The organism is Cryobacterium breve, from assembly GCF_004402375.1.
Classification (GTDB): domain Bacteria; phylum Actinomycetota; class Actinomycetes; order Actinomycetales; family Microbacteriaceae; genus Cryobacterium; species Cryobacterium breve.
In genome coordinates this window covers 1-12,728 of sequence record NZ_SOGJ01000012.1, presented here as the reverse complement: position 1 = coordinate 12,728, position 12,728 = coordinate 1, and the positions used below count along the sequence as shown (strand labels likewise).

Here is a 12,728-nt window from a genome sequence, read left to right as displayed (position 1 = left end):
CAGCTCCTAGATGGCCGAGCAGAACGAGGGGAGAAGATCGGCGGGCGAGCCGGCCGGGCAGGGGTCGAACGTGAAGACCACGAGGGTGCCCAGAACGATCAGGATCACGACGGCCGCCAGGATGGCGGACTTGAGGATGCCACGGGTGAGGCGCTGCGTGGCGTAGTCGTTGACCAGCGTGCGCATACCGTTGCCGCCGTGGATCAGGGCGAGCCAGAGCATCAGCACGTCCCAGACCATCCAGAACGGGGTGGTCAGCTTGCCGGCGACGAAGGCGAAGTTCAGGGCGCTGACGCCCTCACCCACCATCAGGTTGACGAACAGGTGGCCGAAAATGAGCACGACCAGCACGACGCCGGAGACGCGCATGTAGATCCAGCCCCATTTTTCCCAGTTGACTCCGCGTTTCTTCGGCGAACGGGCGTACGGGCTGCGGGGAGCTTCGATTGTGGTTGTCATGGCACGTCCCGTCTAGTGGCTGAACACGTTGATCAGGTGGCGTGGCACGAAGGCAAGCATCGTCACGACCCACAGCGCGATGACTACGTAGAACATGGCCTTCTGATACTTGGCGTTCCAGAAGTCGATCAGGATGATCCGCAGGCCGTTGAAGGCGTGGAACACGATGGCCGCGACGAGCGCGACCTCGCCGAGGCCCATGATGGGCGTCTGGTAGCTGCTGATGACCGCGTTGTAGGCCTCTGGGCTGACGCGCACCAGCGCGGTGTCCAAGATGTGAACCAGCAAGAAAAAGAAGATCGCAACACCGGTGATGCGGTGGAGGACCCACGACCACATGCCCTCACGGCCCCGATACAGGGTTCCGGCGGGGCGACGTGACGTCGTTTTCTGCTGGGATGTCAGTGTCGCTGCCTGCTCTGGCATGAACCCTCCCTGGCTAAGTAGCGGCCTCGACGAATCAGGCCGACAATGCGCCGTGCGCACGTGATTCCAGTCTAAGTGTCTCTGCACCGAGATAAAACGCGATTGCCGTGGCTAGCGCTGCATTGACAGCGGAACCGCAACCATGGCGCGCACGGCGGCGCGATCGTCGATGACCTGTTCGTAGTGATCTAGCAGCGTGCCGCACACGTTTTCCCAGGATCGGCCGAGCACGCTCCGGCGCCCGGCCTCGCCCATCCGCCGCCGCAGGCCGGCATCGGCCACCAGCAGGGTGACGCTGCGGCGCAGGTCGGCTTCGTCGTCCGGACTGAAGAGGAGCCCGTTCTCACCGTGTTCGACCAGGTCGATCGGACCCCCGGCTCGCGGCGCCACCACCGGCAGTCCGGCGGCGTGCGCCTCCTGCAGGGTTTGGCCGAAGGTCTCCTCGGTGCCCGCGTGCAGAAACAGGTCGAAGCTCGCGTAGGCGCGGGCGAGCTCCGGCCCGTCCAGCCGGCCGAGCCAGGTCACCGGCATCCCGGCGAGTTCCTTCTCGAGGGCCGGCCGGGACGGGCCGTCGCCGACGAGGGCGATACGGATGCCGGGCACGCCCCGCAGGCAGCGGAACCGCTCCACCTGCTTCTCCGGGGCCATCCGGCCCACGTAGCCCACGACGACCTCTCCGTTCGGGGCGAGCCGGCGGCGGAGGGCGGACACCTCCGGGTCGGTCCTTCGGTTGGGATGGTAGCCGATCAGGTCGACGCCGCGGCTCCAGTGCGCCAGCCGGCGAAGCCCGATGCGGCGCAGGTCCGCCATCGACGCGGTGGAGGGGACGAGGGTGAGGTCGGCCCCCTCGTGCACCCACTTGACGAAGCGCCAGGCCGACTGCGCGGCCGGGCCGAGCCGGTTGCGGCGGGCGTAACCGGCGACATCCGTCTGGAAGACCGCGACGCTGGGCACACCCTGTCGGTTGGCCGCCGCGATGCCCTGCGCGCCGAGCAGGAACGGCGATGCGGCGTGCAGAACATCGGGTGCGAAATCGGCCAGCAGCCGATGCACGTGCGGGCTGGGCATGCCCACCGGGAACTGCCGGTAACGGGCGGCGGGCACGCCGTGCACCGGGAAACCGGCGTATCGGTCCGGCGCCCCGGCCGGCGCGATGACCATGGCGTCGTGGCCGGTGGCGGCGAGGTGGTCGAGCACCCGGCACACGCTCGTGGTGACTCCGCTGACGGTGGGCAGGAAACTTTCGGTGATGAGTGCAACCCTCATAGTTGGAGCGTAGGCAGGCCCTCCGGCGGGCAGGTGAACGCACTGTGAACAGCGTGGACCGGGCGGTAGTCTGGCCGAATGCTGCATTCCACGGAACCACTCGACCGTTTCTACAGCGTGATCCCGGCCGGTGGAATCGGATCCCGACTGTGGCCGCTGTCCCGCGCCGACGCCCCTAAATTCCTGCACGACCTGACCGGCTCCGGCCAGACCCTGCTCCGGGCCACCTGGGATCGCCTCGCGCCCCTGTCCGGCGAGCAGCGCATCATGGTCGTCACCGGCCGGGCGCACCGCGCCGCCGTCGAAGAGCAGTTGCCGGAACTGGCCGATTGCAACGTGGTGCTCGAAAGCGAGCCGCGCGAGTCCACTGCGGCTATCGGCCTGGCCGCGGCGATCCTGGAGAAGCGGGAGCCGGGCGTCATCATCGGCTCCTTCGCCGCCGACCACGTGATCAAAGGAGCGGCCCAGTTCCGCCACGCGGTCGCTGAGGCGGTCACGGCCGCAGACGCCGGCTATATCGTGACCATCGGCATCCAGCCCACGGAACCGGCCGTCGGCTTCGGCTATATCAAGACCGCGGGCACGCTGAACATCGACGGCGCCGCCAGCGCCCTGTCGGTCGATTCCTTTGTGGAGAAACCCGACATGTCCACCGCCCAGGACTACCTGGCCAGCGGCAACTACTTCTGGAACGCAGGCATGTTCATCGCCCGAGCAGACCGCCTGCTCGAGGAGATCGGGGCGGCCGAGCCGGCGCTCCTCGCCGGACTGCTGGAACTGGCCGAGGCCTGGGACACCCCGCGCCGCGGCGCCGTGGTCGACCGGGTCTGGCCGCGGCTGAAGAAGATCGCGATCGACTATTCGGTCGCCGAACCGGTGGCCGCGCGCGGCAAGCTCGCCGTGATCCCCGGGCAGTTCGACTGGGACGACGTGGGCGACTTCGCGTCGATCGCCAAGATCCATGCCAACGGCCGCAAGCGCGACCTGGCCATTCTGGGCGAGGGCGCTCGGGTTCTCGCCGACTCGTCGAGCGGAATCGTGGTGAGCCACACCGGGCGTATGATCGCGCTGATCGGCGTCGAGGACATCGTCGTGGTCGACACCCCGGATGCCCTCCTCATCACCACCAGCGCCAACGCCCAGAAGGTGAAGGCCGTCGTCGACGCGCTCAAGCTGTCCGGCAGCACTGACGTGCTCTAGGCGCGCCGAACCCCCCGATCGGGGTGCTTTTCGGTTCAGGGTCGGGGCCACGAGCCTCGGGGCGGATGACAGCCAGTGTCGCGTCTTGATAACCTTTCGCGCACAGGCGCTGTTTGCTCCTCTGAGCAGAGAATCATTCGGTAGCGTGGAAACCAATAAAGCCCCCTGCGAACCCCGCGCCGGGCGACCATTGGAGGTCATTTTGACAATCATGAAACGACGGGTCGCATTCAGCGGCCTTGCCACGCTCGGCGTAGTGGCACTTCTCGCAGCGTGTGCTCCGGCACCGACCGACGAGGGAACCTCGGGCGGCACCGCCTCCGACTACGTGCCCTGCATCGTCTCCGACTTCGGCGGCTTCGACGACAAGTCCTTCAACCAGTCCAGCTTCGAGGGCATTTCGAAGGCGTCCAAGGATTTGGACATCGACTTCAAGCAGGCCGAGTCCAAGTCGGAAGATCAGTACGGCCNTGGTCGACCAGGGTTGCGACTTCGTCCTCACGGTGGGCTTCGCCCTGGCCAACGCCACCCGCGACGCCGCGCAGGCCGCGCCCGACACCAACTTCGCGTTGATCGACTCCGCACTCTCCAATGACGACTTCAGCCCGCTCGAGCTGGACAACGTGAAGCCGGTTCTCTACGACACCGCGCAGGCGGCGTTCCTGGCCGGCTACCTGGCCGCCGGAACCAGCAAGACCGGTGTGGTCGGCACCTACGGCGGACTCCAGTTCCCGTCGGTCACCATCTTCATGGACGGCTTCGTCGACGGCGTCGCGTACCACAACGAGAAGAAGGGCACCAACGTCACCGTCAGCGGCTGGGACAAGGCCGCCCAGACAGGCCTGTTCGCCGGTGGCTTCGACGACATCAACCAGGGTAAGGCGCTCAGCACCACCCTGATCGATGCCGGCGCAGACGTCATCCTCCCGGTTGCCGGACCGCTCTTCCAGGGCACCGCGCAGGCCATTCAGGACTCCGGCAAGGACGTCGCCATCATCGGTGTCGACAGCGACCTGTTCGAGACCACTCCCGAGTTCGCTTCGATGTACCTCACCTCGGTGCTCAAGCAGATGACGGATGCCACCGAGCAGATCATCCTCGACGACGCTGAGGGCGACTTCACGTCCGCCCCCTACGTCGGAACGCTCGAGAACGGCGGCGTCGACATCGCCCCGCTGCACGAGTGGGAGTCCAAGGTCGACCCCGCGGTCATGACCGAGATCGAGGCCATCAAGGCCGACATCATCAGTGGCGCTCTCAAGGTGGAGTCGCCCGCGACCCCGAAGTAGCATCACCCGACGTCGGGGAGGCACGCATTTTGCGGGCCTCCCCGACTGCGTTAACCGCCCGATCAGCCCACCAACATATGAGCAAGCGCGTCAACTTTCGCTCGCCACTGCATAGACTCAACCTCATGAAGCTCGAACTTCGAGGCATTACGAAGAGATTCGGTGCCCTGGTCGCTAACGACCACATTGACCTCACCGTCGAGGCCGGAGAAATCCATGCGCTGCTAGGCGAAAACGGCGCAGGCAAATCCACCTTGATGAACGTCCTCTACGGCCTGTATCGGGCCGAGGAAGGCGAGATCCTCCTCGACGACGTGGTGCAGCACTTCAGCGGTCCCGGTGACGCCATGGCGGCGGGAATCGGCATGGTGCACCAGCACTTCATGCTCATCCCGGTGTTCACGGTGGCCGAGAACGTGATGCTCGGGCATGAGGAGACCAAGGCCGGCGGGCGCCTCGACCTGCCCGCAGCCCGCAAGCACGTGCGGGAGATCTCCCAGCGCTTCGGGTTCGACGTCGATCCGGACGCGCTCGTCGAGGACCTCCCCGTGGGGGTGCAGCAGCGGGTGGAGATCATCAAGGCGCTCTCCCGCGACGCAAAGGTGCTCGTCTTCGACGAGCCCACCGCCGTACTCACCCCGGCGGAGACCGATGAGCTGATGGTCATCATGCGCCAGCTCAAGGCAAGCGGAACCTCCATCGTCTTCATCACGCACAAGCTGCGCGAGGTGCGCGAAGTCGCCGACCGGATCACCGTCATCCGCCTCGGCAAGGTCGTCGGCGAGGCTTCCCCGACCGCGACCAACGTTGAACTGGCCACCCAGATGGTGGGCCGCGCGGTCGACCTCACGGTGGACAAGGCGCCGGCCGTGCCGGGTGCTGCGGCCCTCTCCGTTCGCAACCTCACGGTGCTCGACCAATTCGGCCAGATCCTGGTGAACAACGTCAGCTTTGAGGTGCACACGGGCGAGATTCTCGCCATCGCCGGCGTGCAGGGCAACGGCCAGACCGCTCTGACCGAGGCGTTGATGGGCCTGCAATCGCGGGTCACCGGGGAAATCACCCTGGACGGCAAGTCACTGCGTGGCCACTCGGTGCGCCAGGTGCTCGACGCCGGAGTCGGATTCGTGCCCGAAGACCGCAACGAAGACGGTCTGGTCGGTGAGTTCAGCATCGCCGAGAACCTCATGCTCGACCGCTCCAATGCGGAACCCTTCGTCAAGCGCTGGAACGTGCAACGGGCATTCCTCTCCGCCTTCGCCGAGAAGAAGGTCAAGGAATTCGACGTGCGCGCCCAGGGCATCGAGACCCCGGTCGGCAAGCTTTCCGGCGGAAACCAGCAGAAGGTGGTGCTCGCTCGGGAACTCGGCCGCGATTTGCGCCTGTTCATCGCAGCCCAGCCCACCCGCGGGCTCGACGTCGGCTCGGTGGAGTTCGTCCACGAACGCATCGTGGCCACCCGGGATGCCGGCACACCGGTGATCGTCATCTCGACCGAGCTCGACGAGGTGGCCGCCCTCGCGGACCGGATCATGGTCATGTACCGCGGTCGCATCGTGGGCATCGTGCCCGGCGACACTCCGCGTGCCGTTCTTGGTTTGATGATGGCCGGCGAAACGCCCGCCGGAGAAGGAGCTGCCGCGTGAGCGCGACACAGGGTACCCCCACCGCGTCGGGAACGCCGGCGACGCCGGTCCCCGAGCAACCGTCCCGCTGGAACCAGGCGTTCCGCGAGATCACCACCGGCAACGCGATCATCTCCGTGCTCGCCGTTGTGCTCGCGCTCTTCGTCGGCGGCATCATGATCGCCTTCACCAACGACGGTGTGCAGGAAGCGGCCGGTTACTTCTTCTCCCGGCCGGGCGACCTGCTGCGGGAAGTCTGGAACTCCGTGTCCGGCGCCTATTCCGCGCTGTTCCAGGGGTCGGTCTATAACTTCCGCCGGGACACCTTCGCTGCCGGCATCAAACCGCTCACCGAGACGCTCACCTTTGCCACCCCGCTGATCATGGCCGGGCTCGGCGTGGCACTGGGCTTCCGGGTGGGCATGTTCAACATCGGTGGCCGCGGCCAGATGCTGATCGCAGCCGCCCTCGGCGGCTGGGTCGGCTTCGCGGTCGACCTGCCCTACGGCCTGCACATGGTCGCCGCACTCGTGGCGGGCGTGCTCGGCGGCGCCCTCTGGGGTGGCATCGTGGGTCTGCTCAAGGCTCGCACCGGCGCCCACGAGGTGATCACGACGATCATGCTCAACTATGTTGCGTTCTACCTGGTCAGCTACCTGCTGCGTGAAGGCTTCCTGAAGACGCCCGGATCGAACAACCCGAAGAGCCCGGCAACCAAGGTCACCGCGGTCTTCCCTGACCTCCTCGGCCCGACCTATTCCCTGCACTTCGGATTCATCCTGGCCATCGCAGCCACGATCTTCACCTGGTGGCTGCTGTCCCGCTCGAACCTGGGCTTCCAGTTCCGGGCTGTGGGCTTGAACCCCCACGCCGCTCGTGTCGCGGGCATCAGCGTCAAGCGCATCTATGTCTACGCAATGCTGTTCTCGGGCGGCATGATCGGCCTGGCCGGTATCAACCAGGTCCTGGGCACCACGACCAGCGGGTTCGGCGCCGGGCTCGACTCCGGCATCGGATTCGACGCGATCACGGTCGCCCTGCTGGGACGCTCCAAGCCCTGGGGCGTGTTCGCGGCCGGTATCCTCTTCGGCGCGTTCAAGGCCGGCGGGTTCTCGATGCAGGCGGCCGAGGGTGTGCCGATCGACATCGTTCTCGTCGTCCAGTCTCTGATCGTGCTGTTCATCGCGGCCCCGCCGCTCGTGCGGGCCATTTTCCGCCTGCCCGCCCCGGGCTCCGCGCCCCGCCGTGCACTGCCCAACGTTACCCAGGAGGTGGCTGCAAAGTGAGCACCGTTGCTCCGGCCGTCCAGCCCGCATCACCCGCTGCCGACAACCGGCCCGAGTTCGAGGTCGTGACGAGCTGGAAGGCTCCCATCGCCGTCGGCATCTTCACCGTCGTCGCGTTCCTGCTGTTCGTGGCCTTCGGCCGGGAGGGCATCAGCACTCTGCGGCTCTCCACCTCGAGCGACCTGATCCAGCTCCCCGACCTCGAACTGCCCACCCTGGCGACCGGCATCGGGATCAGTGTGCTGCTGCTCCTGATCACGGGCGTGAGCGTCTGGATGGTGCGGTCCAAGCGCCGAGTGCCGATCTGGCTCATCTCCATCTTCGCGGTGCTCTTCCTGATCGGATTCTTGGTCTGGGCCGCCGCGGGCGAGACCATCCCGGTTCCCGGACTGCTCTTCGGCTCGCTCAGCCTGGCCGTGCCCTTGATCTTCGGTGCACTCGGCGGTGTCATCTCCGAGCGGGTCGGCGTGGTCAATATCGCTATCGAGGGTCAGCTGCTCGCCGGTGCGTTCACCTCTGCCATGGTGGCGTCCCTCACGAACCAGCCTCTCCTCGGTCTGGTCGCGGCCATGTTCGCCGGCGTCCTCGTCTCGATGGTGCTCGCCTCGTTCTCGATCAAGTACTTCGTCGACCAGGTCATTGTCGGTGTCGTCCTCAACGTGCTCGTGATCGGCCTCACCGGCTTCCTCTACTCGCAGGTGATGGCACCCAACGCGGAACTGCTCAACCAGCCTCCTCGGTTCGAGCGCATCAACATCCCGTTGCTGAGCGAGATCCCGATCATCGGCCCGGTTCTCTTCCGGCAGACCATGATCGTCTACATCATGTACGTGGCTGTCGCCGTGGTCTACTACGGCCTCTTCCACACCCGGTGGGGCCTGCGCCTGCGCAGCGTGGGCGAGCACCCCCAGGCCGCCGACACGGTAGGCATCAACGTCGCCCGCACCCGCTTCTGGAATGTGTCGCTCGCCGGCGCGATCGTCGGACTCGGCGGTGCGTACTTCACCCTCGGCTCGGTGGGCGCCTTCGGCAAGGAAATGACCGCCGGCGCCGGTTTCATCGCCCTCGCAGCCGTGATCTTCGGCCGCTGGGATCCGATCCGAGCCACGCTGGCAGCCCTGCTGTTCGGGTTCGCGAGCAACCTGCAGAACGTGCTCAGCGTCATCGGCTCGCCCGTGCCGAGCGAATTCATGCTCATGCTGCCGTACGTGATCACCATCGCCGCCGTGGCCGGGTTCGTCGGAACCTCCCGAGGTCCGGCTGCGTCCGGCAAGCCCTACATCAAATCGTGACCGCCATGGCCCCGGATGCTCTGCCCCAGGACGCCGCCATCGACTGGGCCGGGCTGCGAGAAGCGGCCACGGCTGCGATGGGCAAGGCCTACGTGCCCTACTCGAAGTTCCCGGTCGGCGCGGCCGCGCTGGTGAGCGACGGGCGCGTGATCAGTGGATGCAACGTGGAGAACGCCTCCTACGGCCTCACCCTCTGCGCCGAGTGCGCCCTCGTCTCCGTGCTGCACCTCACCGGCGGAGGCCGCCTCGTGGCGTTCACCTGCGTCGATGGCAATGGCCGCACGCTGATGCCCTGCGGCCGTTGCCGCCAGCTGTTGTACGAACACTCTGCGGCCGGCATGTTGCTGGAGACCGTGTCGGGTGTGCGCACCATCGATGAAGTGCTGCCGGACGCCTTCGGGCCGAGGCAGCTCGCCGAATACCAGGAAGAGTAGCTGTGAGCACCAACCAGAACCGTATCGAAGAATTCGACGCCGTGGACCTGATCCATGCCAAGCGCGATCGGGGTGAGCTCAGCACGCCGCAGATCGACTGGCTGATCGACGCCTACACGCGCGGCTATGTCGGCGACGAGCAAATGGCCGCCATGACCATGGCGATCTTCCTGAACGGCATGAACCGCCGGGAGATCAAGGACCTCACCATGGCCATGCTCAACAGCGGCGAGCGGATGAGCTTCGCCGGCCTGGGCAAGCCGACCACCGACAAGCACTCCACAGGTGGTGTCGGCGACAAGATCACCCTGCCGCTGATGCCCCTCGTGGCCGTCTTCGGCGCTGCCGTGCCGCAGCTGTCCGGCCGCGGCCTCGGCCACACCGGCGGCACTCTCGACAAGCTCGAGGCCATTCCCGGCTGGCGTGCTCACCTCACCAACGAGGAGATGTTCGCTCAGCTGCAGGAATTCGGGGGCGTCATCTGTGCTGCCGGCGGCGGCCTCGCTCCAGCCGACGGCAAGCTCTACGCTTTGCGCGACATCACCGGCACCGTCGAGGCGATCCCTCTGATCGCGTCGTCGATCATGTCGAAGAAGATCGCCGAAGGCACCGGCGCCTTGGTCCTGGACGTGAAGTTCGGGTCGGGTGCCTTCCTGAAGGACATCGAACGCTCCCGGGAACTGGCCCGCACCATGGTGGCGCTCGGCGAGGACGCCGGTGTAGCGACATCCGCTCTGCTCACCAACATGAACGTTCCGCTCGGATTCGCCATCGGCAACGCCAACGAGGTTCGCGAATCGGTTGAGGTTCTCGCCGGCGGCGGGCCCAAGGATGTCGTCGAGCTCACCGTGGCCCTCGCCCAGGAGATGCTCGCGCTGGTCGGCATCACCGATGTCGACGTTGAATCCGCCCTCACCGACGGGCGTGCCATGGACAAGTGGCGCGACGTGATCCGTGCGCAGGGCGGCGACCCCGACGCCCCCCTGCCCGTTGCCCGCGAAACCCACGTCGTCACGGCCGAACGCGACGGCGTGCTGGTCGAACAGCAGGCGCTGCCGTTCGGCATCGGCGCCTGGCGCCTCGGCGCCGGCCGCGCCCGCAAGCAGGACCCGGTGCAGCACGCGGCGGGCATCGACCTGCATGCCAAGCCCGGCGACACCGTGCGCGCCGGCCAGCCGCTGTTCACCCTCAGCGCCGACGAGCCCGAGCGATTCGCCCGGGCCCTGGAAGCGGTCGAAGGTGCGTACCGTATCGGCGACCCCGGCGAGCCCGTGCTCGACGGCGGCCCGCTGATCGCCGAGCGTATCGGGCGCTGAACCGATGCTTACCCCTGCCCGTATATCCGGTAAGGATGTGCGGGCCGGGGTTGGCCAAACAGCATGACTATCAGCACCCAGCCGGTAGATTAGGGGAGTGAACATGATCCCTGAGGATTACCTGCTGCCTGGTGCCGGCACGAGCATCAACGCCCTGCCGAAGATCTCCCTGCATGACCACCTCGACGGCGGACTGCGGCCGCAGACGATCATCGAACTGGCGGACTCGGTCGGGCTGGAGCTGCCGTCGACGGATGCCGCGGCGCTGGGTTCCTGGTTCAGCACTCAGGCAGATTCCGGCAGCCTGGTCGACTACCTCAAGACCTTCGAGCTGACCTGCGGGGTCATGCAGACCCGGGAGGGTCTCGTGCGGGTGGCCCGCGAATTCGTCGAGGACCTCGCCGCCGACGGTGTCATCTACGGGGAGATCCGCTGGGCCCCCGAGCAGCACCTGACCCGCGGCCTCACCCTCGACCAGACCGTCGAGGCCGTGCAGGAAGGCCTCGAGGCCGGCGTCGCACGGGTCGCTGAAGGCGGGTCCCGTATCCGTGTCGGCCAGCTGATCACGGCCATGCGGCATGCCGACCGCAGCCTCGAGATTGCGGAGCTCGCCGTGCGGCATCGCGCCACAGGGGTCGTCGGCTTCGACATCGCGGGTGCCGAGCTGGGATTCCCAGCCCACAACCACCGGGATGCCTTCGACTTCCTCGCCATGGCATTCATGCCCGTCACCGTGCACGCGGGCGAGGCAGACGGACTGGAAAGCATCCGCGGGGCCCTCTATGACGGTCGTGCCCTTCGCCTGGGCCACGGCGTGCGCCTGGCCGAAGACGTGATCATCGGCCGGGAAGACGATGAGAACACCTACGTCACGCTCGGCCCGGTGGCGCAGTGGGTGCGCGACCGTGAGGTCACCCTCGAGCTCAGCCCGTCGTCCAACCTGCAGACCGGCGCCATCGCGGCCTGGGGAGACGACCTTCAGGGTCATCCCTTCGACCTGCTCTACCAGCTCGGCTTCCGGGTCACCGTGAACACCGACAACCGGCTGATGAGCAACACAACCCTGACCAAGGAGCTGGCGCTGCTGAGCGACGCGTTCGGCTACGACATCGACGACCTCGAGGTGTTCCAGCTCAACGCGGCCCGGTCGGCGTTCCTGCCGCTGGACGACCGCGAAGAGCTGGCGGACGCCATCGTTGCCGGCTTCGAAACCGCCTGAGCGTCGCGCGCAGGCTGACCCTCCCTACCCCGTGAAAGTTCCCATGCCACTTCCGCCACTGCCCACCGAAGCCATCGCGATCGGCGTCCACGTCGACGATTGGCGCGGTGCGGTGACCGCCGCCGGTGACGCCCTCGAGCGATCCGGTGCCACGGCGCCCGAATACACCCAGCGCATGATCGCGGTCATCGAAGAGTTCGGTGCCTACGTGGTGATCGCCCCTGGGCTGGCCCTTGCGCACGCCCGCCCCGGCCCCGACGTGCACTCCGAGGGTCTGAGCATCGTCACCCTGGCCGACCCGGTCGCGTTCGGGCATCCGCACAACGACCCGGTCAGCGTCGTGCTCGGGCTCGCCGTGACCAGTTCCGACGAGCACGTGCTGCTCGTCGCCGAACTCGCGAACGTGTTCAACGACCCGCACGTCATCCCGTCGCTCGCCGCGGCAACACATGTAGACGCCATCCGTTCTCTGCTGGGCGTCAAGGCCGCAACCACCGAGGAGCCCTCATGAAGATCGTCGCTCTCTGCGGTGTGGGACTGGGGACTTCCGCGATCCTCAAGATCAACGCGGAGCGTGCGCTTGCTCGCCTCGACATCGAGGCGGATGTGACGGCCACCGACATGGCCGGGGTTAGCACGGTCGGGGCGGATGCCCAGGTCATTCTGACCTCGTCCGAACTCGTCGCAGCGATCGGCAAGACCAACGCCGACATCGTCGTGATCGACAACTACTTCGACGTGGACGAACTGGCAGCCAAGCTCGAAACCGCCCTGGGCTGACGCCGCGCCCGGGGCCGCACCTGCCGCCCCGCCGCCGCCGCCAGTGGTGGTTACCGCTGTTTCGCTGTGGCTGCGCCGCTGCGCGCGTGGCACGCCACCCGCGCAGCGGCGCAGCACTCGCGCGCGGGCCCGGGCG

Annotated in this window: 12 protein-coding genes and 1 pseudogene; 10 read left to right on the top strand and 3 right to left on the bottom strand. The window is 66.9% G+C overall.

The window, feature by feature from the left end:
- Positions 1–6: 6 nt before the first annotated feature.
- The 3 genes from E3O65_RS04960 to E3O65_RS04950 form a co-directional block, all read right to left on the bottom strand.
- Positions 7–459, bottom strand: coding sequence for a succinate dehydrogenase hydrophobic membrane anchor subunit (locus tag E3O65_RS04960; RefSeq protein WP_134362637.1), 453 nt, complete (start codon positions 457–459; stop codon positions 7–9).
- A gap of 12 nt (positions 460–471) precedes the next feature.
- Positions 472–885, bottom strand: a complete 414-nt coding sequence (gene sdhC / locus E3O65_RS04955; RefSeq protein WP_134362636.1) for a succinate dehydrogenase, cytochrome b556 subunit — start codon at positions 883–885, stop codon at positions 472–474.
- Between the two features lie 111 nt (positions 886–996).
- Positions 997–2,151: a glycosyltransferase family 4 protein gene (locus E3O65_RS04950; protein ID WP_134362635.1), complete on the bottom strand. Its 1,155-nt coding sequence runs from the start codon at positions 2,149–2,151 to the stop codon at positions 997–999.
- Positions 2,152–2,229: 78 nt separating this feature from the next.
- Here E3O65_RS04950 and E3O65_RS04945 point away from each other — a divergent pair, with 78 nt between their 5' ends.
- The 10 genes and pseudogenes from E3O65_RS04945 (at position 2,230) to E3O65_RS04900 (ending at position 12,592) form a co-directional block, all read left to right on the top strand.
- Complete coding sequence (locus E3O65_RS04945; protein ID WP_134362634.1) at positions 2,230–3,351, top strand: mannose-1-phosphate guanylyltransferase; 1,122 nt, start codon at positions 2,230–2,232, stop codon at positions 3,349–3,351.
- A gap of 211 nt (positions 3,352–3,562) precedes the next feature.
- Positions 3,563–4,640: pseudogene (locus tag E3O65_RS04940) on the top strand (BMP family lipoprotein).
- 125 nt (positions 4,641–4,765) lie between these two features.
- A complete protein-coding gene (locus E3O65_RS04935; protein ID WP_134362633.1) occupies positions 4,766–6,286 on the top strand; it encodes an ABC transporter ATP-binding protein in 1,521 nt (506 codons plus the stop codon).
- Positions 6,283–7,551: an ABC transporter permease gene (locus E3O65_RS04930; RefSeq protein ID WP_174722265.1), complete on the top strand. Its 1,269-nt coding sequence runs from the start codon at positions 6,283–6,285 to the stop codon at positions 7,549–7,551. Before E3O65_RS04935 ends, E3O65_RS04930 begins: the two co-directional genes overlap by 4 nt.
- Positions 7,548–8,843 (top strand): ABC transporter permease, encoded by a 1,296-nt coding sequence (locus tag E3O65_RS04925; RefSeq protein WP_134362632.1) that lies wholly within the window; start codon positions 7,548–7,550, stop codon positions 8,841–8,843. Before E3O65_RS04930 ends, E3O65_RS04925 begins: the two co-directional genes overlap by 4 nt.
- A gap of 5 nt (positions 8,844–8,848) precedes the next feature.
- A complete protein-coding gene (locus E3O65_RS04920) occupies positions 8,849–9,277 on the top strand; it encodes a cytidine deaminase (protein WP_134362748.1) in 429 nt (142 codons plus the stop codon).
- 2 nt (positions 9,278–9,279) lie between these two features.
- Complete coding sequence (locus tag E3O65_RS04915; RefSeq protein ID WP_134362631.1) at positions 9,280–10,593, top strand: thymidine phosphorylase; 1,314 nt, start codon at positions 9,280–9,282, stop codon at positions 10,591–10,593.
- A 103-nt stretch (positions 10,594–10,696) separates the two neighbouring features.
- Complete coding sequence (locus tag E3O65_RS04910; RefSeq protein ID WP_134362747.1) at positions 10,697–11,812, top strand: adenosine deaminase; 1,116 nt, start codon at positions 10,697–10,699, stop codon at positions 11,810–11,812.
- Between the two features lie 43 nt (positions 11,813–11,855).
- Complete coding sequence (locus E3O65_RS04905) at positions 11,856–12,323, top strand: PTS sugar transporter subunit IIA (protein ID WP_134362630.1); 468 nt, start codon at positions 11,856–11,858, stop codon at positions 12,321–12,323.
- Positions 12,320–12,592 carry a PTS sugar transporter subunit IIB gene (locus tag E3O65_RS04900; RefSeq protein ID WP_134362629.1) on the top strand — a complete coding sequence of 91 codons (273 nt, stop codon included), beginning with the start codon at positions 12,320–12,322 and terminating at the stop codon, positions 12,590–12,592. Before E3O65_RS04905 ends, E3O65_RS04900 begins: the two co-directional genes overlap by 4 nt.
- The last annotated feature ends 136 nt before the right edge of the window (positions 12,593–12,728 follow it).